The sequence below is a fragment of the Microcoleus sp. LAD1_D3 genome (genome assembly GCF_036702135.1).
Classification (GTDB): Bacteria; Cyanobacteriota; Cyanobacteriia; order Cyanobacteriales; family Microcoleaceae; genus Microcoleus.
In genome coordinates, this window is record NZ_JAUBSB010000040.1 from 16,702 (window position 1) to 42,403 (window position 25,702).

The following is a 25,702-nucleotide window of genomic DNA, read 5'->3' on the forward strand; positions in this document are numbered from 1 at the left end:
TTTTCTGATACAGTCCTGGAACTGCAAAAGTTAATTAAGACTCGGCCGCCATCGCTCGAATAATATCTCCCCTAGTGAGGATGCCGATTACTTTGCCCGCAGCATCGACTACTGGCAATCGGTGGATGCTGCGATCGTGCATTAGTTTTGCAGCTTCTGGGAGAGATTTGTCGGGATCGATGGTAACTGGCTCTTTACTCATCGCTTCTCCTACTGTTTGCCCTAAAGCCTTGTGGAGTTCTCGCTCATAACGACCTGGATTTTCTAGGTAAATCACGCTGTCGAGCACCATGATATAAGCGGGGGGAGTTACGCCGGTTTCGCGCCACATCAAGTCGGTTTCGGAGATGACTCCTACCAACAAGTCATTCTCATCTACGACGGGAAGACCGCTAATGCGTCGATCGGCTAAAATTTTAATCGCTTCGTTCAAGGGCATTTCTGGTCGCGCCAAAATCGGCTCGCGGCTCATTACATCGGCTACTGTTTTTGGCATGATTAGCGGTTGATTGAGTTGTTGCTCTAAATCGATCATATAGGCAAAGCGTGACACAGACTGAAGAAAGGCAACTCTGCTGAAAGGATTGGTTTGAAGGTAGTAAAGAAGGAAAAAGTTTGAATGCCAGAATTTTGCGGTTTTTTTCGATCGCACTATAAAATTCGGCCGTTTGCCTCCCTCTGGCGAGCGATCAACCTGCCAAGATTGTTAAGATATATTAAAGAGCAGATAAATCCTTACCAATGCCAGAATCTCCAACCTCAGAACCAGGCTCCCAACCAGAAGCGCGCTGTGTATTGGTTTGCCAGTATCTATCTTGCCTGAAAAATGGTTCAGCAGCAGTGCTAGCTGCTTTTGAAGCTCAACAAGTTGCAGGGGTGAAAGTTGAGGCTACTAGCTGTCAGGGACAGTGCACCACTGGCCCGACTGTACGAGTTACCCCGGACGAAATTTGGTATTGTCGAGTTAAACCGAGTGATGTACTGTTAATTGTGGAAGAGCACTTCAAAGAGGGAAAACCTGTAGAGGCGCTGTTCAATCCGAGAATTCATGCGCGTTATTATTATTAATATTGACTTGATTCGGTGAAACTTCCAAGATCGGGCGTATCTAATTTTAATAGTTATTGTTAAGGAACTGGTACTTTGAAAATCCAAGGAATTGCGCTTAGTTTGTTAGTCCTAGTTCTGGGGCGTCCGTCGGCGGTTACTGCTCAAACGTCGGCGGTTTCTGGGGATATTTGTCCTGGGGAATTGGGATCGCAAGTAGATGCGATCGCCAACCGTCCCGAATTTAGTCGATCGCGCTGGGGCATTTTGATTCAACCTCTATCTTCTACTACTACTCTCTACAGCCGCGACTCCCAAAAATATTTTATTCCAGCATCAAATGCCAAGCTGCTAACTACAGCCGCTGCTTTGCAGAAACTCGGTGCAGATTTTCGGATTAAGACATCGGTTTACAGCGGCGAAAATGGGAGTTTGTACGTTGCCGGCAGGGGAGATCCGAGCATTGCTGAGGCTCAGTTGAAATCTTTGGCGCAGCAGTTGAAGCAGCGGGGAATCAGTCAAGTTAACCAGTTGATTGGCGATGACAGCTATTTTCAAGGCAGTGCAGTCAATCCGAATTGGGAATGGGAAGACGCGCAAGCTGGCTACGGAGCGCCAATTAACAGTTTAATTTTCAATCAAAACGCGATCGACCTTCTTTTGTCCCCACAGGCTCTGGGGCAACCTCTGAAAGTTACTTTTGCCGAAGCAAAGCTGGCAAATCAGTGGCAACTTCAGAACAATACTGTTACCGTCGCTCAAAACGAATCCGAGTTTATTGAAGTTGGCCGGGAGTTCGATCGACCTATAATTCGAGTGGGCGGACAGTTGAAAGTTGGTGGGGAACCTGAATCAGCTTATGTCGCAGTTGTCAACCCCGCTAATAATTTTTTGCAGTATTTTCAACAAGCCCTGGCAGCAGAGGGAATTCCTGTTAAACAGGCTTTAGTTGCATCTGCTTCTCGCAATTTAAATCAAGAATTAGCGACCGTTGAATCGCCCCCGATGGCGGAATTGGTGAGAGAAACTAATCGCGAAAGCAACAATCTTTATGCAGAAGTGTTATTGAGATTGCTGGGAAAAGTTACAGACAAGATGCCAGTGCCACAAGAGGATACAGGTGAAAGCGGTTTGAAAGAGCTAGAGACAGTTTTAACTCAATTAGGAGTAAATCCAAACAGCTACATATTAGCCGACGGTTCCGGCTTGTCTCGGCACAATTTAATTACTCCAGAAGCCTTGGTGGAAACTTTGAGATTGATGGCTAATTCACCTGCTGCATCGATTTACCGCCAGTCACTGTCGATCGCTGGCGAGAGCGGCACTTTGAAAAATCGTTTTAATATTACACCAAACCGCGTAATTTTGCAAGCAAAAACAGGAACAATGAGCGGAGTTTCGGCGCTGTCGGGATATATCGAAGTTCCGAATTACGAGCCGCTGGTGTTTAGCATTATCGTCAATCAATCTGACCTATCGACTGCAAAAATGCGATCGGCAACTGACGAAATTGTGCTATTATTGAATCGCCTGCGTCGCTGTTAAAACAATACATTTAAGGTGATAAACTTGAACTCAGTAGTTACACCTAAAACACAGGACACCCCAAAACCCTACAAGTTTTAATTTTAATTAGATTGCAGCGGCGGGGATCGAAAAGCAGCTACAATAAAAGTAGAAAAATTAACACCATTGGGACGTTTTAGCCTGCTACCAGTCGGCGGGTTGTGTACTTCCCGAAAATAAGTCTAACTTTCCAACTATGAATTCTTTCGATTCCGAACAGCAACACATCTTTGTCGAAACCAACAACATCCGCCTCCACTGCGTTTCTCAAGGAGAAGGCGAGCTCGTTCTCCTCCTGCATGGGTTTCCAGAGTTTTGGTACTCTTGGCGTCATCAAATCCCTGCTTTAGCGCGTCATTTCAAGGTTGTGGTGCCGGATTTGCGGGGCTACAACGATTCCGACAAGCCGGAAAGCGGCTATGATTTAGATACGCTGAGCGCGGATATTCGCGGTTTGATTGCGAGCCTCGGTTATACAAAAGCTCACGTTGTAGGTCATGATTGGGGAGGGGCGATTGCGTGGCACTTAGCTCAAAAATTCCCCGAACAACTCAACCGCTTGGCAATTTTAAACGCTCCGCACCCGCAGCGATTCGTGCAGGAAATGGCGAGCAATTTAGATCAAATCCGCCGCAGTTGGTACGTTTTGGCGTTTCAGGTTCCCGGCATTCCCGAATGGTTGATCCGGCAAAATTTGAAAGATTTTGTGCACAATGTTTTCCAAGGACAAGCTGTTCGCAAAGGAGCTTTTAGCGCTGAGGAAACTAAGATTTATCAGACTGCTTTAGAAAAGCCGGGAGTATTAGCCGCCGCTATCAATTATTACCGGCAGATGTTTCATCCGCAGAGGCTTTGGAATTTGGGGCAGAAATTAGAACCTGTGACAGTGCCTACTTTGGTGCTTTGGGGAGAAGAAGATGCGTTTTTGAGCCACAAACTTGTAGAAGGTTTAGACAGATTAATTACGGCTCCGTTTAAGTTGAAATTAGTTCCTCACTGTGGTCACTGGATTCAGCAGGAAGCGCCGCAAACGGTGAATCGAGAATTGCTGAGTTTTCTGAGAAATTCTTCTCCTTCTTTGGCTTTGGCATAGAAAGTTTTAAACATTGCAAATTAAAACCCGGTTTTACAGCTAAACCGGGTTTTCATCTGTCTAGGGATAGGTTTTTTTTAGGGTGCGTCGTGCCTAGAGTTTCTGGATTACCAGAGAATTAAAGCTAGCTGACGCACCCTACTTATTGATCAGTCCCAGAGCAAATTTTCTTGGATCAGCAGTGCAATCATCGCAGTTCTGGAACAAACACCGAGTTTGATAAAAATCCGCCTTACGTAAGTAGCAACCGTCCAGTGACTGATATTTAAATTTTTGGCAATACATTTGTTGGGCAGCCCTTGGGCTACTAATTGCGCGATCGCTCTTTCCCGTGGACTCAGGCTAATTTCCGGTTTGTAACTTGTGCTTTGCATACTTTTGCAATGAGGTAACGAGTTAAAATCTAATCAATTAAGGGTAGAATTCCGAGTTTTTCTCGAACTTCACATAAAGGAGTTTCCCAATCAGATGCAACGTCCCAATTAATTAACTGAGTGGCTAATTTTCCGTGTTTTAAGCCTTTGATAATTTGTCCGATCGCGCATTTGCCGCTAATCAGTCCAACTAACACTAAAATCGCACAAGAAGGGCGAAATACTTGAGCGCGAGTAAACGCTTGAAGTATAAATTCATCTTCTGTTGAAGCCGAAAGACCAGTCAGAACGTGCCACACGTCGTGGTTTCGCTGAATCCAGTCTCCCGATGCGATCGGCTCAAAGCCTTGTTCGTCTAGAAATCGCGCCACTTCGCACCCTAATGTTCCTGCTGGCAGTTGGCGCAACTTTGCCAAGTCTATTTCAAAATGTCGATCGCTCTCAATTTGAGGATTAATTGTTTGAGCCATCTTTAATATAACTCCTAATTGACCGTCAGCCATAATTTATTCTCCCTTCAACAATGATTTAAGTTTCGAGCAAATTAATTTTTGTTTGTCAAGTTCATTTTTGCGCTGAATCAAGACGACTTTTTTTACCGACTCAGCTTAAAAATCGTACTTTCTATCAAAGCAATCGGCTATCAGGAGCTTTTACATTTCTTTACAAACCTTCTTAGATGTGAAATCTGCTATCTGTAAAAATCGCCCTAGTCTTTGGAATCCCAACTTGACCCACCGGGAGGCATCCGTAAAATCCACACTATTTAGCGGTCATTGGAACCCCTTTACTTACGTATATAAATTTATTCTGCTGCTAATTATTGGAACTTGCAATGAGGCAGAAGTGGAAGCTTGCAGGCATCGTGATGCAGGTGCATACAAGTGAAGAGAGTTGAAGCAAGCTGAAGCAAGGTGAAGTTATGCAGAGTTGATGTTTCGGAATTACGCCGTAGTGCCAATCCCCCGTAGTTGCCGAATTTGTCGTGGCAATCATGGGCGATTGCCCGTATGTCGTTAGAATGTCGCTCAAATGAGTGTCACTCATTTGAGCGACTGGTCAAGCATTTCCACCAACAGCTACAAATAAAGTAGAGATTCATACAAGGTGTTGCTGTGAAAAAACTTTCCATTTTGTTATCCACAGGAGTTGTGTCATTGATTTGGTGCGGTGCTGCTAGCGCTACGACTTATGTTAATCCTAACGGTAAAACTACTTTAAACTTGTCAGAAAAAGGGAACAATCGCAGAGGTTTTTACTTGACCAAAGTAGGCAATCGGGAATTTTTGGGCAATATTCAAATTACCCGTTCCGAAGGAGCAGCCGGCTCTTACTATTACAATGGGACTTTCAAAGACAGTGCGACCGGCCCTGGCAGAAAAATTGTTTGTTCTGGAGATATTGCCATTGTCAGGCGTCAAGTTGGAAGAAGCAGCCAATTGGGAGCCGAAGTTACTTGGAAGGTGAAAGCAGGAGAAAATTGTCCTTCTATTGGCCAGACATTTAAAGTAAATTTAGTCGAACCTTTACCGCGTCCTAATGCAAGTGGCGACTATACTTCTAGCAATTCTAATACTTGGTTGACTGAAACTGCTGGTTCTGCAACTTGGCCTGCTTGGCGAGTCACGTCGCGAGATGGACAACTCAACTGCCGTAAGACGCCAAACGGAGCCATTCAACAAGTTTACCGCGCGGATAGAGATACAATTGCTGCTGAACTCAGGGGAGTAAATGCGATTACGATGACGAACGGTCAACCCTGGTTGCGGACAAGACAAAACTGTTATGTGCGCGCTAATTCTCAATACGTTCAGCCAGTTTCTATGCCTGAATAAGTTATCGTAAGTAGGGAGCATCTCAATAAAAGCAGCCAAGCTAGAAATTGGAGTTTTGAGGCAAGAGGCAGAAGGAAGGAGCCAGAAGAAGTATTTTTACAAATATGAGATGCTCCCAGTTCTGCTGTCAGAGCCACGCGGCTTACCAAAAGACATGAATCCAGTTTACAAGGAGTATTTTGAAAACAATTCTGTTGGGATAAGTTGTTCTGGATTTAAATTGTATGTCAAAAAACAATAAAACTCTTGTGGGGAGTAGGGGTTGGGCGTCCCGCCCGCCTCGAATATGCAATTTAAATAAAAAGTCCGCGTTATTTTGTGGCTTCACTACTAAACAATGGATCACTGCATAACAATTGCCATGCAAAGGAGTACCCTCTCATCCCTGTTTATCCTGCAAAACTTACATAGCGTGACAAAAGTTACGCTCGCCCGTTAAATAGAAACTCGCTATCGTCATTAAATTAAAATTAAACTTATCAAAGAATCGCCGACTTTCCTGTTAAACAAAAACGTCGCACCATAGCTACAGCCTGCCAAGGAGGATGTCAATCAGAATAGTGGTATCGACAAGAGATAATCGTTAAATACTCGTCATCCACAGCATAAACTAATCGATTCGTATCATCAATTCGCCGCGACCAAAAACCAGCCAGATTCTCCCTCAGTGGTTCTGGCTTTCCGATCCCCTCAAGCGGCAATCGGATTGTTGCCTCAATTAGCTTGTTAATTCGTTTTAACGTTTTCTTGTCTTGCCCTTGCCAATATAAATAATCGCCCCAAGCCTCATCCGTCCATGCTAACTTTCTAGTCATCCAACAAGTTTCGCTCCACCACTTTCCCCTGCTTAAACTGAGCAATAGAACGCTCCAAATGGGCAGCATTGGCGGGAGATTTGAGTAAATGAACTGTTTCCAGCAAACTATTAAAGAACTCTAGCGACATCACCACGGCATCCTCCGCATCCCGTCTAGTGATGATGGTATAGTCCGTATCTTCCACTACTCTGTCTAAAACAGCCTTGAGGTTATTTCTCGCTTCGCTAAAAGAAACAATATTCATGTACTTGACACTTGTACTACTTACTGTACAAGTATAGCAATCCGCAATATATTCGGCCATCCCGAACTCATATCATGTCCGGTCAATTTACTGGTTCTATGGCTGAAGCCTGGGAACCGATACCTAGAGGAAGAGCCGAAGCGGAGCGAAAATTAAATTCGAGGCTCGCTTGTCGCTGTTGAGGGTTACTTTCGCTCCAGCCTGGTAACGAGTAAAACGAGTAAACCAGTAAATTTGATCGCGCCGAAGCATAATTTACTGGTTTTACTGGTTCCTTTCGCTGTGTTACTGGTTTACTGGTTTACTGGCTGTGCCTCTTAACCCGTGTAAGCGACAAGCGAGCCGAAGCCGAGCGAAAATTAAATTCGAGCGAGGCTCGCTTGTCGCTGTTGAGCGTTACTTTCGCTCCAGCTTGGTAACAAGTAAAACGAGTAAACAACCCGTAAACGAGTAATAATTGAGGACTAAAAAAATTAGATTTCTTCGTCCAAAACTTCTACATCATCTACATCATCTACATCATCTACATCATCTACATCATCTACATCATCTACCTCAATAGGAGCGACAGAATTAGCAGAAACTAGAGCACCAGTCTCAAGTTTCTTTTTAACTAGCTCCTCAATTTCATTTTTGAAATCGATGTTTTTCTCCATGTGCTGGATCACTTTGTCTCGTCCTTGAGCTATGTTCTCTCCGTTGTAGCTATACCAAGAACCTTTTTTGATAATTACTCCCATTTCGTCGGCCAAGTCAGTCAGACAGCCTAAAGTAGAAATGCCTTTGCCAAATACAATGTCAAATTCGGCAATACGGAAAGGCGGAGCAACTTTATTTTTAGCAACTTTAACTTTCGTGCGGTTGCCGTATTCTTCTGTACCTTTTTTCAAGCTTTGAATGCGGCGAATGTCAAGCCGCACACTGGCGTAGAATTTGAGTGCGTTGCCGCCGGTTGTTGTTTCGGGGTTGCCGTAAGTTATGCCGATTTTCTGCCGCAATTGGTTGAGGAAGATGACGGTACAGCCAGATTTGCCGATATTGCCGGTGATTTTCCGCAAAGCTTGACTCATCAATCGGGCTTGCAAACCCATGTGAGAGTCGCCCATGTCGCCTTCGATTTCGGCGCGGGGGACGAGGGCGGCTACGGAGTCAATTACTACGATATCGACGGCGACGGAACGCACGAGTTGATCGACAATTTCTAGGGCCATTTCGCCGGTATCCGGCTGGGAAACTAAGAGATTTTCAATATCGACGCCTAAAGCGGAGGCGTAGGTGGGATCGAGGGCGTGTTCGGCATCGACGAAGGCTGCGATACCGCCGGATTTTTGGACTTCGGCGATCGCGTGGAGGGCTAGAGTGGTTTTACCGGAACTTTCCGGGCCGTAAATTTCAATAACTCGGCCTTTTGGCAAACCGCCGCCCAAAGCAATGTCCAGTGTCAGGGCTCCGGTGGGAATGGTTTCTACCCTCATGCGAGTGGAGTCTCCCAATCGGACGATCGCCCCTTTGCCAAAGCTGCGCTCGATTTGGGAGAGTACGGAAGTTAGAGCTTTTTGCTTTTCTGAGTTTTCAGTGGAAGTTTTTATAGACGCTTCTTTTTTTGCCATTTGCGGTACGCGGGTAGACCCCTTGCGGAGCTTGTTGATTAACTGTACAACACGTATGTTAGCAGTTATTTTTGGGGTCTGGAGGTTCTGGGAGGATCTGGTTGAAGATTCTGGATTTTGGGGAGGGTTCAGCCTCAGCCAGCTTTCAGCAGGCTCTGATGTAGAAGTATTCGGCATCCGGCAGAGGGTAGAATTATTGTCTGTTAGGGGATGTAGTTAGTATCGATCGCTCTTGGAGTGAGGTTTACGATGATCTACAGTTCCAAATTCCGTGAAGCGTAGCTATCCCGGAGGGAATCGCCACAATTAGGACAAGCATGGGATCTACAACACATCAAGACACATCTGTTAATACCAAAAATTCCCGCTGGCTGATGAACTTATTGGCGATCGGCATTTTATTAGGTATCGGATTTCGGTTTTTTGAGATCGATCGCAAACTGTACTGGCACGACGAAGCTTACACATCAATCCGCGCCGCTGGTTTCACCCGCCAAGAAATCGACGACGAACTATTCCAAAACCGGATTGTTCCGGCACCAGAATTGCAAAAATATCAGCGGATTAAACCGGGAAGTACAGAAGCCGAAACAATTCGTTCTTTAGCACTAGAAGACCCGCAGCATCCGCCTTTATACTTTCTCATGGCTCGTTGGTGGATGCAGCAATTTGGCAGTTCTCTAACAGCATCCCGCAGTTTGCCAGCACTATTGAGTTTGCTGTCGTTGCCTTTGATGTACGTGTTAGCTCAGGAACTTTTCGCCTCGAATTTGGCCGCGTTATTAGCAACAGCACTTTTGGCTTTATCTCCCTTTGACATCTTGTTTGCTCAGACAGCAAGGCAGTACAGTTTGCTGACAGCCACAGTTATTGGCAGCAGTTGGCTGCTGCTGAGAGCAGTGCGGTTGCGGGGTTGGCAAGATTGGGTATTTTACTCGCTGGCGATCGCCCTTGGTTTCTACACTCATCCTTTCTTCAGTTTAACACTCATCGGACACGGAGTTTTTATAATTGCTTACTGGTTGTTTGTCAAAAAAACCAAATTGCCAGGTCATGTAACTAATTCCCAATTTTTTTTAGCAGTAACAGCAGCTTTAATATTGTATCTTCCTTGGATTTACGTGCTGGCGACCAACCTGGGACGAGCATCAGCTACGACAGATTGGACGCGAGTATCTCCGGGTTGGCTGTATCTTCTCAAATTGTGGACGCTCAGCTTTACAGCCTTATTTTTTGACTTCGACTTCGGGTTTGATAATATCTGGACTTATCTGCTGAGATTGCCATTTGGGCTGTTAATTGCGGCAGCCCTTTACCAAATCTGCCGCCGGACTAGCAGTTCAACTTGGCTGTTTATTTTAACATCAATTTTTGTACCTTTTTTGATCCTGGCGTTACCGGATCTAATCCTAGGCGGCAAACGTTCGGCGGTCAGCCGCTATCTGATTTCTTGCTTTCCGGGAGTGCAGCTAGCAGTTGCTTACTTGCTCGCCAGTAACGTGAAAACTCAGCAGCGGTTTTGGCAAGTCATTTTAGCCTTGGTATTTACAGCAAGTGTAGCCTCCTGTACAGTTAGCGCTTTTTCTGATACTTGGTGGAGCAAAGACTTGAGCTATTTTAATGCTGAAGTTGCGAAAATTATTAACAAAGAGGCGATAGCTAATCGGTCGATTAAAGATACAATTGTAATTAGCGATCGCGGCAACGATTTTACGAACATGGGAGATTTGCTGTCTCTGAGTTATTTGCTCGACAAAGACGTGCGGCTGATGCTGATGAGTCAGTCGCCAGAAATCGAGATGCTGAACAAATATTCGGCTCCCCTGGTGTTCCGCCCTTCGGAAAAATTGCGATCGGCACTCAAGCAAAATCAACGCCGCTTAGAGCCGATATTGGAATATGCCAGACTTTTTAGAGTGCGGCGAGCTTCTTAGAGCAGATGGACAGAAATGGACGAGCGTCCCCGGTAGGGTGCGTCAGTCAATTTTAGATTTTAGATTTTAGATTTTAGATTTATTCCACAGATGAATCTGGGAGGTTAAACTTTGGTCTAAAATTTTTGGAGATTCACGACAGGAGTAGGTGGCATGGTATCGGTTTTTGGGTGGGGGCAGAAAAAACTGTTTGAATTGCCTCAAATATTTGGCAGGACGCACCTTAAATCACTATTTGGGCATTTTTGTCAATATTCCCGGTAAAGTGCGTCAGACAAAAAAACTGTGTCAGTTGTCTCAAGTATTGGGGCTGACACACCCGACATCATCAGCAATAATTATTTGAATACTTAGGATAAAACGCAATGCAAGAGTTAAATAAATCATCTTCCGAATCCGCACAGAAGTTTCGCAATCTTCAGACAGAATTACGCGAACGTTGGCGAGCGATAGAAGAATTCGACAGCGGAGATTGTGACATTATTATCATTCCTTCTCTCAGCTTAGATCAGCAAGAAATGCAGAAAGTTGAGGGTGCTTACCACTACGAAGAGCGGCATTTATTTTCATTGATTCGCCTGCGAAATCCGCGCACGCGCTTAATTTACATTACCTCCGAGCCCTTACACCCGATGATTGTGGATTATTACCTGCAATTGCTGCCGGGAATTCCGTTTTCTCACGCGCGCGATCGGCTTTTGCTATTCAGTGCTTACGACGCTTCTGCCAAATCCCTCACCCAGAAAATTTTAGATCGTCCCCGCTTGATGGAGCGCATTCGTCAAGCAGTGCGGCCGACAAAATCTTATATGGTTTGTTATAACTCAACGCCCTTAGAACGCGAGTTATCTGTTAAATTGGGGATTCCTTTGTGGGCCAGCGATCCCGATCTGTTATACTGGGGAACAAAAAGCGGTAGCAGGCAAATTTTTAAAGAATGTGGCGTGCCTTATCCTGACGGTTCCGAGTTGGTTTGGAATGCGGAAGATTTAGCGGAAGCTGCGGCAGAGTTGTGGGGACGGCAGCCGCATTTGCAACGGATCGTAATTAAGTTAAATGAAGGTTTTTCGGGGGAAGGAAATGCCATTTTAGATCTGAAGCCCCTCGCAGGTAAAGCGCCTACAGAAAGAGCGAAGGCAATTGGCGATCACTTCCATAATTTGCGCTTTCAAGCAACGGGCGAAACCTGGGAAAATTTTAGCAGCCGCATTCCCGAATTAGGGGCAATTGCCGAAGCATTTATCGAAGGAGAAGAAAAGTTCTCGCCCAGCGTTCAAGGCAGAATTGTCCCCAGTGGCGAAGTAGAAATTCTCTCAACCCACGACCAAATTTTAGGAGGCCCAGACGGTCAAATTTTCTTGGGTTGCCAATTTCCGGCAGACGAATCTTATCGAATAGCGTTGCAGGAATTGGCATGGAAAGTTGGGCAAAACTTAGCTAAAAAAGGGGCTTTAGAGAGATTTGGAGTAGATTTTCTCGCGGTAAAGCAATCCGATGGGAAATGGGATATTCAAGCAATAGAAATTAACTTGCGGAAAGGAGGCACAACTCATCCGTTTATGGCTTTGAAGCTGTTAACAAACGGTCGGTACGAGCGTAGTACCGGATTATTTTACAGCCAGCAGGGTCGTCCGAAATATTATGTCGCTTCGGACAATTTGAAAAAAGAGCGTTATCGGGGGTTATTACCGAACGATTTGATGGATATTATTGCTGACAATCAACTGCACTTTGACAGCGGTACAGAGACGGGCAGTGTGTTTCATTTAATGGGTTGTTTGTCGGAGTTTGGCAAATTGGGAGTGACGAGTATCGGCAATTCGCCGCAACAAGCTGAGGAGATGTATAACAAAGTTGTGAAAGTTCTCGATCGCGAAACCTCCTACTAAATCTCATTTAACCATTAATTATTTGGTCGTGGAAAATGGCTAATAGCTAATTGGTACTTTAAACTGACAACCGCAGATTAAAATCTGCGGGTTGCGGGTTGTAGCTAATTTTTAGCGGGATAAATGGGCGTGGGATCGATCGAACCTGTGCGGTTGAGTGGCCAAAAACGGACGATCGCCCTACCGATGATATTTTGCTTGGGTACAAAGCCCCAGTAATGACTGTCACAGCTTGCGTTGCGGTTGTCGCCGAGCACCAAGTAAGAATTTGGAGCTACAACTTCAGGCCCGTAGGGATACTGCGGAATTTCTTCAATATATTTTTCCTGTAGCGGCTGCTTGTTAATAAAAACTTTTCCCTCTCTGACTTCCACAGTGTCCCCTGGAAGCCCGATCACTCGCTTGATATAGGCATCTTTGATCGGTGGCGGCTGTCCCGTGCACAAACTAGCCTGGTCTGGAGGCATAAATACGATAATATCTCCTCGCTGGGGCTCTTGGAATCGATAGCTTACCTTATCTATAATTAATCGATCGTTAATTTGTAAGGTTGGGAGCATTGAGCCGGTGGGAATGTAGCGTGCTTCGGCAACCAGGGTGCGGATACCAAAGGCTAAAAATGCTGCTAAGCCGATCGTCTTAATTCCTTCGATCCAAGGATTTTCGGTGTCTTGCGGAGGTTTTTCGTCGGCTGACTTGTCTAGACGAGTCATAGGGTATTGTAGTGACTGAGCTGGATACGAATTATAAACTTAATAATGCTTCCATGCTAGCACGCTGTTTACTCAATTAAGGATATCTTATGACTCCCCAATCAAGTTTGTTAATCCGTCGCGCTCGCATTCTTTTGCCCAATGGTGAGTTTTTGGTAGGAGATGTGCAAATCTGCGATCGCAAAATTGTCAAGGTTGCTGCTGAAATTGTCGAATCTGGCGATCGAGAAATAGATGCGAAAGGCTTAACTCTGTTACCCGGAGTAATTGATCCCCAGGTACACTTCCGGGAACCGGGTTTAGAACACAAGGAAGACTTGTTTACCGCTAGCTGTGCTTGCGCTAAAGGCGGCGTGACATCGTTTCTCGAAATGCCGAATACGCGACCCCTGACTACAACCCAAGCTGCCTTAGATGATAAACTAAGTCGCGCTGCCGAGAAGTGTTTGGTGAATTACGGCTTTTTTATTGGTGCAACGCCGGAGAATTTGCCGGATTTGTTGAATGCGAATCCGACTCCGGGAATTAAGGTGTTTATGGGTTCGATGCACGGGCAGTTGTTGGTGGATGGAGAAGCAACTTTAGAGGCGATTTTTGCTGCAGGCGATCGACTAATTGCCGTGCACGCAGAAGACCAAGCTAGAATCAACCAGAGGCGTCAGGAATTTGCCGGGATTTCCGATGTTGCAGTGCACTCCCAAATTCAAGACAATCAAGCAGCTTTATTGGCAACTCAACTAGCAGTAAAACTTTCTAATAAATATCAGCGCCGACTGCACATTCTGCACCTTTCAACGGGGGATGAAGCTGAGTTTTTGCGCCAGGAAAAACCGAGTTGGGTGACAGCAGAAGTTACGCCGCAGCATTTGTTGTTAAATACCAGCGCCTATCAAAAAATTGGCAGTTTAGCTCAGATGAATCCGCCTTTGCGCGAACCCCGCGATAACGAAATACTTTGGCAAGCTTTACTCGACGGCGTAATTGATTTTATCGCCACCGACCACGCGCCGCACACATTAGCAGAAAAAGCTCAAGAATATCCAAATACGCCGTCAGGAATGCCGGGAGTCGAAACTTCTTTGCCTTTGATGCTGACGCAAGCAGTAGAGGGAAGATGTACAGTTGCTCAAGTTGCTAATTGGATGTCGGCTGCAGTTGCTAAGGCTTATAAGATTCCGAACAAAGGGGCGATTGCTCCGGGTTTTGACGCCGATTTAGTCTTAGTTGATTTGGAGAAATACCGCCAGGTGGTCGGCGCAGAGATGGCGAGCAAGTGCGGCTGGAGTTCCTTTGAAGGTTGGAGTTTGACTGGATGGCCTGTGGTCACGGTTGTGGGAGGAAAAGTTGTTTTTGATAATGGTAAATTGGATACAAATGTGAGGGGAGAAGCATTGACATTTGACGCTGAGTAAGCCTGAATTTAACTCAAGTGTTATAATTGGGTATTCCCGATCGCAAAGGCGATATTACCCATGCTTCTCCAAGAACTAGAAACACAACTCCTGGCCTTAACTCCGACTGAGAAAGCTGAAGTGATCCGGCTTTTAACCCAAAGTATAAACAATAGTTGGCCAGGAATTACCAAAACTCCCGACGTGTGTGGTGGCGATGCTTGCATTGCCAAAACTAGACTTCCCGTTTGGCTGTTCGTGAGTTTGCGCCGTCAAGGTTCAAGTGATGCTGAACTTCTACAATTTTATCCCCAGTTGAATGCTGCAAACTTAGTAAATGTCTGGACTTATGCTGAGGCTAACTCCAAAGAAATTGAAACAGCACTCCGAGAAGAAGCAGCAGCAATGATGCAGGAAGTATAATTTATGGCACGTCTGTATGCAGATGAACAGTTCCCGTTTTCTGTTGTGGCATTGCTGCGAAATTTCGGTCACGATGCCCTGACTATTCAAGAGGTAGGAAATGCCGGAGATGATGACCCCGAAGTATTAGCCTTTGCTGTGAATAACGATCGGGCGGTTATGACGCAAAATCGTCGGCATTTCATTCTCTTGCACACTCAACAACCACATCATGCTGGTATTATCGTGTGTACAGACGATAAAAATCTAGAAAGGTTGGCAACACGCATCAATGATGCTATTGCTGGTGAAGAAAGTTTGAGAGGCAAATTGATTCGTGTCAACGGTCCGCAGTAAGTTCGCGCTGAGAGGTTGCACTATTCTCTCTTAACAGGCTTTCCGGCCTGTTCCACAAAGAGTGAATTTTCTTCTTGTGGAACAGGCCGGAAAGCCTGTTCAGAAAAGGCTGAGTGAGAATGGTGCAACATCTAAATTCGATCGCCTTTTCTCAAATTTACCATTGCCAATCCAATAAGTCGCCATTACCAATTACTTCGACTTGCCGCCCGTTATCTAGATAACTCAAAGAAATTTGCAAATAATTTTCGGGTTTGTACTGCAATCTTTCCGCCCATTCGATCGCCACAATTCCCAAATCCATTTCTAAGCCGTCCCAATAACTTTCTAAGTGCAAAGCCTCCGCTTCTTCGGGTTCCAGTCGATACAAATCTAGATGATACAGCGGAACTCGCCCTGTAAAATACTCGTTAATTAGCGTGAAAGTAGGACTTTCGATCGAGTCTGAGATTCCTAAACCTTCAGCTATACCTTGAACCAAGGTAGTCTTGCCCGCACCTAAATCTCCTTGTAATAAGATTACAGTGCCAGCGGGGAGCGATCGACCTAACGCAACACCAAACTTTTGCGTAGCCTCAGAATCGGGAAGCAAAGTTTTCATTTCAATAATTAGTCATTTGTTATTTGTTATTTGTTATTTGTTACTCGCTTGCGGCTGGTAATAACCAATAACCAATAACATGAGTCAACAGTCAACAGTCAGCAGTCACCAGCTTAAATGTTCTGGGCGCGGCCGTACCAACGCAGCAACATCCCCGCCAACCTTTGAGAATTGTGGCGAATTAAACCCGTATTTTCATCTTCATCCATCACATTTGCGATGACAATTCGCCGCCCCAATTGCGTTACTGCTTCCCGATCAAGTACAACCGGATAAGAATTCTCCTGAGAATAGCGGATCAAAGCCTTTGCAGAAGGGACTTTTCCTTGAACTACTACAGCATCGAACAGCGGCCGGCCGCAAGCGCGGTCGATCGCCCGAATGTGGTCTGCAACACTGTATCCGTCAGTTTCCCCTGGCTGAGTCATAATATTGCACACATAAATGCGCGGAACTTCGCTGTTGGCGATCGCATCAGCAATTTCTGGCACCAACAAATTCGGAATGACACTCGTATAAAGACTCCCCGGCCCAATAATGATAAAATCCGCTTCCCGAAGTGCTTGGGCCACCTTTGGTAACGCCGGAGGATTAGCAGGAGTGCAGCCAATTCTGAGGATTTTTCCGTTAGCTTTTGTAATGCTGGACTCCCCCTCAATCCTGCGGCCGTCCGCCAGTTCTGCCCACAAAGAAACGTCGCTCAGAGTAGCCGGCAGCACCTCTCCCCTCACTGCTAAAACTTTAGAACTCGCGGCGATCGCCTGTTCCAAATCTCCAGCAATATCGCTCATCGCCGTCAAAAACAAATTCCCAAAACTGTGACCCACCAAACCGTCACCAGCCCGGAAACGATATTGAAATAACTCAGTCAATAACTTTTCCTCATCTGCCAAAGCAGCCAAACAATTGCGAATGTCTCCCGGCGGCAATACACCAATTTCCCGCCGCAGCCGCCCGGAAGACCCCCCATCATCGGCCACCGTGACAATAGCAGTGATTTTGGCGCTGTAATCCTTCAATCCCCTGAGCAAGTTAGAAAGACCCGTACCGCCCCCAATTGCCACAATTTTCGGGCCGCGGTGCAAGCGGCGGTGGTTGAGGAGTCGATCGACCAATTCCTCATTCCCTTCCGGCATCAACACTTGAGTAATAGAGTTCAAACTGCGAGTTTGCCCCCACAGAATTAACAAAATCCCGCCAGCAATGATGATCGGCCCCGACACGTAATTGGGAATAACTTCCGCAATCCACGCCAAAAAATTTCTCAACAATTGCAATAAGAAGAAAATGGGAGTCATCCCAGTCCAAATCGCTAAACCCAAAGTGGCAAGCACTACACCGCTGGCACTAATCAGCAGCCACCGTTTCACTAACAGTCCGGGGGCTAACCACTTAAACCACTGGTGAACTCGCCCGTTCCGCAAAGAAGGGGGGTAAGGATTTCTGGATTGGGCAAAAACCTGCTTGGCTTTAGCCAAGACGCGGAGGGCTTTAGGAAGTGAACTAATTGACATGGTTAATTAGTCTTAAGGGTATTGGAACAGCTCGAGCTGACAAATTTACAATACAAGAGAGTTTTGATTCTGGCAGTCAATTTAAGTCATTAGTCAATTAAAGTCATTAGTCATTAGTCATTAGTCATTAGCTAGACTGATGACTGACAACTTATTGATAACATCTTATGGTTGAGCCACTAATCGAACTCAAGGGGGTAAGTAAGTCCTTCGGCCAGAGCCCGATCCTCGATCGAGTCGATCTGAGGATTTATCGGGGAGAGGCCCTGGCAATTATTGGCCCTTCGGGGACGGGGAAATCTACTATTTTGCGGATAATTGCGGGTTTGTTGGCCCCGGATGCCGGTGAGGTTTTCGTTCAGGGACAGCGCAGGGTCGGATGGGTAGACGACGTGGCAGATCCGATCGGAATTGGGATGGTGTTTCAGCAAGCGGCTTTGTTTGATTCGCTGACGGTGGAGGAGAATGTCGGTTTTTTACTTTACCAGCATTCTAAGCTGCCGCGCCGCCGCATTCGGGAATTGGTGGAGGAAAAGTTGGAGATGGTGGGTTTGCCGCGAATTGGCGAACGCTATCCGGCGCAGTTGTCTGGGGGAATGAGGAAGCGGGTAAGTTTTGCCCGCGCTATCATGGCGAATCCTGATAATGACAGGGATAATCCAGAGGTGTTGCTGTACGACGAACCGACGGCGGGTTTAGATCCGATCGCTTCGACGGTAATTGAAGATTTAATCCGCGACTTGCAGGCTGCCCAAGGTGTTTGCAGCACTTATGCGATCGTCACTCACCAAGACAGTACCATCCGCCGCACTGCCGATCGCATCGTATTTCTCTATCGAGGCAAAGTGCAATGGGAGGGAACTGTCAGCGATATTGCATCAACAGATAATTTACTGATCCGACAATTTTTTAGTGGCAGTGTTACTGGGCCAATTCAAGTGATTGGATAGTCAATTGTCAATTGTCAGTTGTCAGTTGTCCGTGGTCAGTAGGCCGTGGTTAATTGTTTGTCTTGTTGGGAGATAGTATATGTCACAAACAAACTTTCAGAAGTTAGATGTTTATAAATTATCTGAAAAATTAGCTGATGAAATTTGGAATATTGTTATAAAATGGGACGCACTAGCAAAAGATACTGTCGGCAAGCAAATTATTCGATCTGCTGATAGTATTGGTGCTAATATTGCGGAAGGAGATGGTCGAGGTAGCTATCAGTATCATCGGCGATTTATCAAGATCGCCAGAGGCTCTTTATATGAAACCAAGCACTGGTTGAGACGGGCTTATACTAGGCAACTACTAACAAGTACGCAAGTAGAAACACTCAAGCCAATTATTGATGAACTGTCGCCCCGGCTAAACGCCTATCTAAAATCTATAGGCAACACATCAGAAAAAAATTAACAACTGCCAACTATCAACTGCCAACTGCCAACTGCCAACTCCCAACTGCCAAAGGAGGTAATATGCAATCGCGAACTGTAAGAGAAGGTTCTGTCGGGTTCTTAATTTTAGTAGGAATCGGTTTATTTGGGGGCTTAGTGCTCTGGCTGCGGGGCGTGCAGCTAGGGAACCGCAGCTACAAATTCGCCGTAGAATTTGCCAGCGCCCAAGGAATGCAAATAGGCACGCCCATAAGGTATCGTGGGGTTGCAGTCGGTAAAATTACCGCCCTCAAACCGGGTTCCAACGGCGTAGACGTGACCCTGGAAATTGCCCCCGGTACTTTAGTGATTCCCAGGGATGTTACGATCGAAGCGAATAAATCGGGCTTAATTGGCGAATCGTCGATCGACATTACCCCCAACTCGATTTTGCCAGAATCGTTACTTACCGCCAATCCCGTTAGTGCCGACTGTCCCTCGGAGATTATCTGCCAAAATGCGCGCTTAAAAGGTCAAGCAGGAGTCACTATTGACGAACTTATTCGATCCACAGTTCGCCTAGCTAATTTCTACACCGACCCCGCGCTGTTCAACAATATTAAATCCCTCGCCGAAAATACAGCCAACACAGCTAAAGGTGCAGCTAAACTCACTCAAGATTTATCAAATTTAACTCAAACTGCCCAAGCCGAAATAAAAAACTTGAATCAAGCTGTCAGAGGAGACATTGGGAGCTTAAATCAATCTCTCAAAACCGAAATAGCGAGTTTAAATCAATCCTTAAAAGGGGAAGCCAGCAGTTTAAATCAATCATTAAAGGGAGAAGCAAGCACCTTAAATCAATCGATAAAGACGGAAATATCAGCAGCCGCCGCTGATGTTTCTAAAGTAGCAGCTACGGCGGACACTTCCACAAAAGCCGTATCGGCCGCTGCTATAAATTCTGCTAATTCAGTCACTCAAGCAGCCAATCAAATTACATTAACAGCCAACCAACTCAATTCTTTAGTAACAACCAACCGCGCCAGTTTAGTCTCAACTCTGAATAACATCAATCAAAGCAGTCAGGAACTGCGGGTAGCTGTCAACAGTTTGAGTCCGACAATTAATCGCATCAACCAAGGACAATTGCTGAACAATTTAGAAGTTTTATCAGCAAATGCTGCCCAAGCTTCTGGTAGTTTGCGAGATTTATCCAGCCAGGTAAACAATCCTGCCACTTTGCTATTATTGCAGCAAACTCTAGATTCTGCACGAGCTACATTTCAGAACGTGCAGAAAATTACTTCCGACGTGGATGATTTGACGGGAGATCCGGCTTTTCGCAACAACATTCGCAGGTTATTCAACGGATTGGGAGGCTTATTTGGTTCGACTGAACAACTGCGACAGCAAGTTAAAGTCACTCAAACATTAGCTCCCCTTTCTGAGAAAGTAAATGCGAGTACACCTGCCACAAATCAATCAGTAGAGCCGGGATTTCCCAGCTTGAACAAACAGCAAAAATTGCCTGTTATACCTTCTCAAACTGCCAGGTCAGCAGAACCAGTGGCTCCCGAAAATACCCCTTAAAACGGGGTATTATTGAATAACCGCCATTGCAAGATTCGCGACTTCCTCTAGTTAGTAAGGTGGGCAATACGCACTCCGATTACAGCTAGTTAATAAGGTGCGCCTTTCGCACCCGGTATTAAAGTTATTGTCCAAATCCTATTAACAAAAAACTCTTTCTATCGAAACAAGGAAAACCAATGACGCAAACATTATCGAAACAGGCCGAAACCAAAACCCACTATACTGTAACTTGGGAAAAATTGCCAGATGACTTTAAATTACCCGACGATCCTGTGGAAAACATCGACCAACCACTTTTAGCCGCGGCCCTCCGAGAAGCCTTGGATCTCGCAGGATTTATCCTAGCTTCAATGCTAATAGCTTCCAATTTTGGACTCTGTGCCAAAGTTAACGACAAAACAGTAGTAAAAGCCCCTGATTGGGTGTACGTTCCCTCGGTATTGCCAGCAGGACCTGGAGAAGTTCGCCGCAGTTATACGCGCAATGCTGAGGGAGAAGTACCTGCGGTAGTGATGGAATTTTTATCGGAGACTGACGGTAGTGAATATTCAAATAAACCGACATATCCTTACGGAAAATGGCGGTTTTATGAGCGAATTTTGCAAGTACCGATTTATGTAATTTTTGAACCGAAATCGGGAGTATTGGAAGTGTACAGACTCTCGACTTCTGGAGAATACGAATTGCAAGAACCGGATGCTAATCAGCGATTCTGGATAGAATCAATGGGTTTATTTCTGGGGGTTTGGGAAGGTGAAAAATCTCAGAGAACGGGTTATTGGTTGCGCTGGTGGGATGAGAATGGCAATTTGCTGCTGTGGGGTGCCGAACGGGTGGCACAGGAACGCCAGCGCGCCGAAGAGGAACGCCAGCACGCCGAAGAGGAACGCCAGAGGGCCGCTCGACTAATGGCATACTTGAGAAGCCAAGGCATCGATCCTGATGGCATTTGAATGTGTAGGAGGTCGATCGGCCTTTCGGCCCTTAATCCAATCCCATTTTGATTGCACAATCGAGTCAGCAAGGGCGTTTTAGATTAAAAATAACCACAATTAAGGAGCGATCGGCATGACTGCAATAACATTAAAGGAATTCAAAAGGGCGATCGCTCTCAATACGGGCAACAGGAAGATAGCTATCAATTAATTACTGACAGTCGCAGTGAAGTGTTGCAAGTGCGTTTAGAAATAGATGGAAAACTCATCGGTTTTTATCGGGAAGATAATGGATGAAAATTACTGCTTCCTGATGAATTAGCCTCAGCACTAGAAGCGGAACGCCAGCATGCTGTTAAACTCGAATCTTTGCTGGCGTGTTACCGATATCGGTTTGGCGAATTGCCTGGGAGTAACGGCTAAAAAGTAAGGGTGCGATCGCCCTTCACCGAGCTCGCCCGCGTGTTATTTTCACCTAAATGTCCTTGACAAATCTTAGATTTTGTGTTGTAGGCTAGAATTGGCCTCAAATTTTAAATGGCGAAGGGCGATCGTTTTGCGATCGAACTTGGGCATTCTAGAGATTAGGTGCTTTGCGAGTGCCTGGAAAACAGCGACACCAAGAGTTAGCAATGGAAAGCACACAGAAAAAATCTAGTGATAGTCGGGTTCATCGGAGCGATCGAATTAAGCAGATTTTTGCTTTAGTATCAATGTTTGGCTTTGCTGGTTCGGCAATTTTTGGTATGGTGAGTCTATTCGGCAGCGGTTTGAGCAGCCAGCACCAACAAAAACCGGCGACTGCGGCAGTTTCTCAGGAGTCTTTGCTGGCGGCGCAGGAACGGGGATATGAGACGGTTTTGCAGCGGGAACCCCAGAATCAGACGGCTCTGGAGGGGTTGGCAAATGTGCGGTTGCAGATGAATAATGAGAAAGGGGCGATCGAGCCTTTGGAGAAGTTGGTGAAGCTAAATCCTCACAGAGCTGATTATAAGGCGCTGTTGGGGCAGGTGAAGGGGAAGTAGTAGGGCGATCGGTCAATTTCTTTATTAAGATAGATTAAAAATCATTAAATTAAATGTAGCTTCCTAATTAAAATACCCGACTTAGTTTCACAAAAGGATCGAATATGGGCATAGTACGCATGGGGCCACCAATAGAAATCATCTCCCAACTAAAAGAAGCTTACGGGATTAATAATTTTATTGAAACAGGAACTTATCAAGGTCATACAGCATACTGGGCAAGCCAAGTATTTGAACAAGTTTTTACAATTGAGTATTCTCAAGACCTTTATCAAAAAGTTACCGAAAAATACGGTCATATCAAAAACATAGACTTTTTGTACGGTGATACCAGAAACCTTCTTGATAATACAGTATCACAACTTCAAAGCCCAAGTTTATTCTGGATAGACGCTCATTGGAGCGGAGGGCAAACCTATGGAGAAATCGATGAGTGTCCCTTACTCGCAGAAATCGAAATAATCAACCGCTCCGACTGCAAACACTTTATTTTTATTGATGATGCCCGATTGTTTTTATCTCCTCCACCTCCGCCCCATTCACCTCAACATTGGCCGGATATTAGCGCCGTCCTAAATTTGTTGAATTCAGGAAAAAACAGCAGGCATATTGTAATTATTGATGATGTTATTATTGCTGTTCCGGCGCGGGCAAAAGAACTAATTGTTCAGTATGGCCAAGATTTGCTCAAAACTTTAGGCAATACAGGCAGCGGGAAACAGGAACAAAATCATCAAAGCACTGGGGTGTCTGCTAATAATATCAATCAGGTAGAGTCTATCAATAACTATGAATTAAAGATTATAGAAAATTTTATTGCTTCCGGTAATGTGGTTTTCGATATTGGCGCAAACATAGGTAGCTGGACAAATCAAGTATTAAACATATGCCCCGACGTTAAAATCCATTTGTTTGAGCCAGCACCGCCGATATATCAAACACTTCTACAAAACCTCGCTGAACCGATTAAAACAGGTCAACTCGTGTTAAACAACTTGGCAATAGCACACCAGCAGGAAATCAGGGAATTTTATTATTACGATAAATTTTCTGGATGGAGTACATTTCACCGCCGATTTGAAATCGAAAAACAATATAATATTCAGTCGCCTCAGCCATTTCAGATTTTAACAGCTACCCTTGATGATTATGTCCAAGCAAGGGGCATAAAGCGAATAAATTTCTTAAAAATTGATACAGAAGGCGGCGAACTAGAAGTCCTTCACGGAGCAACTAACCTCTTACAAAAAGGCAAAGTAGATTATATTCAGTTTGAGTATGGTGGAACATTTGTCGATGCCAACATCACATTAAAACAAGTCTTCGAGCATTTACAAAAATTTCGTTATACAATCTTTAAAATACGACCCAATGCTTTACAACCCTTACCCGAGTTTTTACCAGAATATGAGAATTACGAGTATAGCAACTTTTTAGCGGTGAACGAGAGGTTCACAGCTTTGATTTTGAGTCAAGCACCAAATCTGCTCGATTTGCAGCAGCTTTGCGGAAAACATTCTGTTACACCGCGCGGGATTATTCACATTGGGGCACACGAAGGCAAGGAAATTGCAAGATACCGAGCAATGGGGGTGCAAAGGGTACTGTTTGTTGAAGCCAATCCTGCTGTCTTTGAACGTTTGAAAACGAATATAGCGGGTTTTCCTCACGTGCTAGCGGTGAATTGTGCAGTTAGCAACATCAACGGCACAAGCACATTGTATGTAACTTCTATGGATCAAAGCAGTTCTATCTTACCATTGAAGGATCATCAAAAGTTTTATCCAGAAATCAAGGAAGTTGAGCGTGTAGTTGTGGAGTCGAGAACTCTGGATACACTTCTAGAAGAACTTCAAATTAATCCCGCAGATTTTAATATATTAAACATTGACATTCAAGGTGCAGAGCTGTTGGCTTTGCAGGGAGCAACCAACGTTCTCAGACACATAGAAGCAATAAACACGGAAGTTAATTATGAAGAACTCTATGAAGGCTGCGCTTTAATTGACGAAATTGATGATTTTCTGGAGAGGTGCGGTTTCGATCGCGTAGCAACGACAACACCGTTCCATCCATCTTGGGGCGATGCGTTTTATGTGAAAAAGCCCGCAGTCACAATGTCCACGCTGGGTAGAAACGGACGGTTTGCCAATCAAATATTTCAGTATGCCTTCTTGAAAATCTATGCCAAAGAACATAACTTGAAAGTAGAGACGCCAGCTTGGATTGGTCAATATCTCTTTGGTTGCAATGATTCGCCCATTTCTCAAGAGTTACCCGTAGTTACCGAACCCACCAATAAATTGTCAGCAGCTCGCATCCCTAATGCGAAAGAAATATTTAAAAGTGTGAACTTTTGGGGTTATTTTCAATATCACACAAAGTATTACAAACCGCACCAAGAGTATTTTCGCTCCCTGTTCAAACCTGTACGGGAAATAGAAACGAAAATGAAGGAAGCGATCGCTCGTCTGCGATCGCGCGGCAAAACGATCGTCGGTTTGCATTTGCGGCGGGGAGATTATGGCTACAGCGATTTCTTCATCGCACCGAGCGAATGGTACAGAGAATGGCTAAAAGGTTTGTGGGAAACTCTGGATGAACCAATACTATTTATTGCCAGCGATGAACCGGAAAAAGTTTTAAGGGATTTTGAGGAGTATAATCCCATCACGGCAAAAGATTTAGGTTTGGAGTTACCGGAAGCAGAATTTTATCCAGATTTTTATTTATTGAGCCAGTGCGATATCACAGCAATTTCAAATAGCTCATTTTCCTTTGCAGCTTGTATGCTCAACGAAAAAGGCAAATTTTTCTTTCGTCCGCACTTGTCTGCCCAAAAACTCATTCCTTTCGATCCGTGGAATAGCGAACCAATTTTGCGGAATGTCAACGTTATCGGCTCTACTAACGAAATTAACCCCGAATTAATAACAACTGCGAAAACAATTAATCTTGACTTGATTGAAGAAACGATCCAGAAATTAAACCTCAGAGAACTTAATTTAATCATTTTCCCAAATTGGCATCAGCCAGAAGAGTATCTCTCTGGCGAGTTGTCAGGAGTCATCAAAGCTGTTTTGGGTCATCGCGATCGCGATCGCATCACTCTACTGATAGACAGTAGCGAGATTGATGAAGAGGATGCTAACCTTATTTTGTGCAATGTTACCATGACTTTGCTGCTGGAAGAGGATTTAGATGTTGGCGAGGTGCCGGAAATTACCTTAATCGGACAGATGAGCGAAATACAATGGGAAATTCTCTGGCCCAGTCTCCGGGCTCGCATTGTATTAGAGCAAGAAAATAAACAGATGGCACACAGAGCAGGTAACTTACCGCATTGTAAAATAGAAAACTTCGCCAATATCAAATTATAAAAACTAAGTTTAAG

Annotated in this window: 25 protein-coding genes; 16 read left to right on the forward strand and 9 right to left on the reverse strand. The window is 45.0% G+C overall.

The window, feature by feature from the left end; translation table 11 throughout:
* Window positions 1–34: 34 nt before the first annotated feature.
* Window positions 35–496, reverse strand: coding sequence for a CBS domain-containing protein (locus QUA74_RS20510; RefSeq protein WP_333332968.1), 462 nt, complete (start codon window positions 494–496; stop codon window positions 35–37).
* Between the two features lie 245 nt (window positions 497–741).
* Here QUA74_RS20510 and QUA74_RS20515 point away from each other — a divergent pair, with 245 nt between their 5' ends.
* The 3 genes from QUA74_RS20515 to QUA74_RS20525 all read left to right on the forward strand — a co-directional run bounded on the left by QUA74_RS20515 (window position 742) and on the right by QUA74_RS20525 (window position 3,706).
* Complete coding sequence (locus QUA74_RS20515; RefSeq protein ID WP_333332970.1) at window positions 742–1,068, forward strand: (2Fe-2S) ferredoxin domain-containing protein; 327 nt, start codon at window positions 742–744, stop codon at window positions 1,066–1,068.
* A gap of 81 nt (window positions 1,069–1,149) precedes the next feature.
* Window positions 1,150–2,592, forward strand: coding sequence for a D-alanyl-D-alanine carboxypeptidase/D-alanyl-D-alanine endopeptidase (dacB, locus tag QUA74_RS20520; RefSeq protein WP_445302163.1), 1,443 nt, complete (start codon window positions 1,150–1,152; stop codon window positions 2,590–2,592).
* Between the two features lie 217 nt (window positions 2,593–2,809).
* Window positions 2,810–3,706, forward strand: a complete 897-nt coding sequence (locus QUA74_RS20525) for an alpha/beta hydrolase (protein ID WP_333224203.1) — start codon at window positions 2,810–2,812, stop codon at window positions 3,704–3,706.
* A 149-nt stretch (window positions 3,707–3,855) separates the two neighbouring features.
* Here QUA74_RS20525 and QUA74_RS20530 read toward each other — a convergent pair whose 3' ends face one another.
* Complete coding sequence (locus tag QUA74_RS20530) at window positions 3,856–4,080, reverse strand: response regulator transcription factor (protein WP_083888111.1); 225 nt, start codon at window positions 4,078–4,080, stop codon at window positions 3,856–3,858.
* Window positions 4,081–4,109: 29 nt separating this feature from the next.
* Window positions 4,110–4,583 (reverse strand): Coq4 family protein, encoded by a 474-nt coding sequence (locus QUA74_RS20535; protein ID WP_333332974.1) that lies wholly within the window; start codon window positions 4,581–4,583, stop codon window positions 4,110–4,112.
* A 648-nt stretch (window positions 4,584–5,231) separates the two neighbouring features.
* Here QUA74_RS20535 and QUA74_RS20540 point away from each other — a divergent pair.
* On the forward strand, window positions 5,232–5,915 hold the full coding sequence (locus tag QUA74_RS20540; RefSeq protein ID WP_333332976.1) for a hypothetical protein: 684 nt from the start codon (window positions 5,232–5,234) through the stop codon (window positions 5,913–5,915).
* A 548-nt stretch (window positions 5,916–6,463) separates the two neighbouring features.
* On the opposite strand, the gene QUA74_RS20545 is transcribed toward QUA74_RS20540, so the two are convergent.
* From QUA74_RS20545 to recA, 3 genes are all read right to left on the reverse strand, one after another.
* A complete protein-coding gene (locus QUA74_RS20545) occupies window positions 6,464–6,730 on the reverse strand; it encodes a Txe/YoeB family addiction module toxin (RefSeq protein WP_333332978.1) in 267 nt (88 codons plus the stop codon).
* Window positions 6,723–6,977, reverse strand: coding sequence for a type II toxin-antitoxin system Phd/YefM family antitoxin (locus QUA74_RS20550; protein ID WP_242720579.1), 255 nt, complete (start codon window positions 6,975–6,977; stop codon window positions 6,723–6,725). The genes QUA74_RS20545 and QUA74_RS20550 overlap by 8 nt, the downstream gene beginning before the upstream one ends.
* Before the next feature lie 473 nt (window positions 6,978–7,450).
* Window positions 7,451–8,587 carry a recombinase RecA gene (gene recA / locus QUA74_RS20555; RefSeq protein WP_333143579.1) on the reverse strand — a complete coding sequence of 379 codons (1,137 nt, stop codon included), beginning with the start codon at window positions 8,585–8,587 and terminating at the stop codon, window positions 7,451–7,453.
* Window positions 8,588–8,904: 317 nt separating this feature from the next.
* On the opposite strand from recA, the gene QUA74_RS20560 reads away from it, so the two are divergent.
* The 3 genes from QUA74_RS20560 (at window position 8,905) to QUA74_RS20570 (ending at window position 12,410) form a co-directional block, all read left to right on the forward strand.
* Window positions 8,905–10,521 (forward strand): glycosyltransferase family 39 protein, encoded by a 1,617-nt coding sequence (locus QUA74_RS20560; protein WP_333332980.1) that lies wholly within the window; start codon window positions 8,905–8,907, stop codon window positions 10,519–10,521.
* A 190-nt stretch (window positions 10,522–10,711) separates the two neighbouring features.
* On the forward strand, window positions 10,712–10,867 hold the full coding sequence (locus tag QUA74_RS20565) for a hypothetical protein (RefSeq protein ID WP_333332982.1): 156 nt from the start codon (window positions 10,712–10,714) through the stop codon (window positions 10,865–10,867).
* Window positions 10,868–10,886: 19 nt separating this feature from the next.
* On the forward strand, window positions 10,887–12,410 hold the full coding sequence (locus QUA74_RS20570; protein WP_333332983.1) for a peptide ligase PGM1-related protein: 1,524 nt from the start codon (window positions 10,887–10,889) through the stop codon (window positions 12,408–12,410).
* Between the two features lie 104 nt (window positions 12,411–12,514).
* Here QUA74_RS20570 and lepB read toward each other — a convergent pair whose 3' ends face one another.
* The gene (gene lepB, locus QUA74_RS20575) at window positions 12,515–13,123 is read right to left on the reverse strand and encodes a signal peptidase I (protein WP_333332985.1); all 609 of its coding nucleotides are present in this window, start codon (window positions 13,121–13,123) and stop codon (window positions 12,515–12,517) included.
* Window positions 13,124–13,212: 89 nt separating this feature from the next.
* Here lepB and QUA74_RS20580 point away from each other — a divergent pair, with 89 nt between their 5' ends.
* Genes QUA74_RS20580 through QUA74_RS20590 form a run of 3 tightly spaced genes read left to right on the forward strand, consistent with a single transcriptional unit; the run spans window position 13,213 to window position 15,273 of the window.
* Window positions 13,213–14,535 carry a dihydroorotase gene (locus QUA74_RS20580; protein ID WP_333332988.1) on the forward strand — a complete coding sequence of 441 codons (1,323 nt, stop codon included), beginning with the start codon at window positions 13,213–13,215 and terminating at the stop codon, window positions 14,533–14,535.
* Between the two features lie 60 nt (window positions 14,536–14,595).
* A complete protein-coding gene (locus tag QUA74_RS20585) occupies window positions 14,596–14,937 on the forward strand; it encodes a DUF433 domain-containing protein (RefSeq protein WP_333332990.1) in 342 nt (113 codons plus the stop codon).
* Between the two features lie 3 nt (window positions 14,938–14,940).
* Complete coding sequence (locus tag QUA74_RS20590) at window positions 14,941–15,273, forward strand: DUF5615 family PIN-like protein (RefSeq protein WP_333332992.1); 333 nt, start codon at window positions 14,941–14,943, stop codon at window positions 15,271–15,273.
* A 157-nt stretch (window positions 15,274–15,430) separates the two neighbouring features.
* Here the strand turns inward: QUA74_RS20590 and tsaE are convergent, their stop codons facing one another.
* Window positions 15,431–15,874 carry a tRNA (adenosine(37)-N6)-threonylcarbamoyltransferase complex ATPase subunit type 1 TsaE gene (gene tsaE / locus QUA74_RS20595; protein ID WP_333332993.1) on the reverse strand — a complete coding sequence of 148 codons (444 nt, stop codon included), beginning with the start codon at window positions 15,872–15,874 and terminating at the stop codon, window positions 15,431–15,433.
* A gap of 113 nt (window positions 15,875–15,987) precedes the next feature.
* Window positions 15,988–17,388 carry a gluconeogenesis factor YvcK family protein gene (locus tag QUA74_RS20600; protein WP_333332995.1) on the reverse strand — a complete coding sequence of 467 codons (1,401 nt, stop codon included), beginning with the start codon at window positions 17,386–17,388 and terminating at the stop codon, window positions 15,988–15,990.
* Between the two features lie 167 nt (window positions 17,389–17,555).
* Between QUA74_RS20600 and QUA74_RS20605 the strand changes: the two genes are divergently transcribed.
* The 6 genes from QUA74_RS20605 (at window position 17,556) to QUA74_RS20630 (ending at window position 25,688) form a co-directional block, all read left to right on the forward strand.
* Entirely contained in the window at window positions 17,556–18,338 is a 783-nt protein-coding gene (locus tag QUA74_RS20605; RefSeq protein ID WP_333332997.1) for an ATP-binding cassette domain-containing protein, read from the forward strand.
* Between the two features lie 79 nt (window positions 18,339–18,417).
* A complete protein-coding gene (locus tag QUA74_RS20610) occupies window positions 18,418–18,792 on the forward strand; it encodes a four helix bundle protein (RefSeq protein ID WP_333332999.1) in 375 nt (124 codons plus the stop codon).
* Between the two features lie 62 nt (window positions 18,793–18,854).
* Window positions 18,855–20,345 (forward strand): MlaD family protein, encoded by a 1,491-nt coding sequence (locus QUA74_RS20615; protein ID WP_333333001.1) that lies wholly within the window; start codon window positions 18,855–18,857, stop codon window positions 20,343–20,345.
* A 179-nt stretch (window positions 20,346–20,524) separates the two neighbouring features.
* A complete protein-coding gene (locus QUA74_RS20620) occupies window positions 20,525–21,301 on the forward strand; it encodes a Uma2 family endonuclease (protein WP_333333002.1) in 777 nt (258 codons plus the stop codon).
* Window positions 21,302–21,915: 614 nt separating this feature from the next.
* Window positions 21,916–22,308 (forward strand): tetratricopeptide repeat protein, encoded by a 393-nt coding sequence (locus QUA74_RS20625; protein WP_333333005.1) that lies wholly within the window; start codon window positions 21,916–21,918, stop codon window positions 22,306–22,308.
* Between the two features lie 104 nt (window positions 22,309–22,412).
* On the forward strand, window positions 22,413–25,688 hold the full coding sequence (locus QUA74_RS20630) for an FkbM family methyltransferase (protein ID WP_333333007.1): 3,276 nt from the start codon (window positions 22,413–22,415) through the stop codon (window positions 25,686–25,688).
* Window positions 25,689–25,702 lie beyond the last annotated feature (14 nt).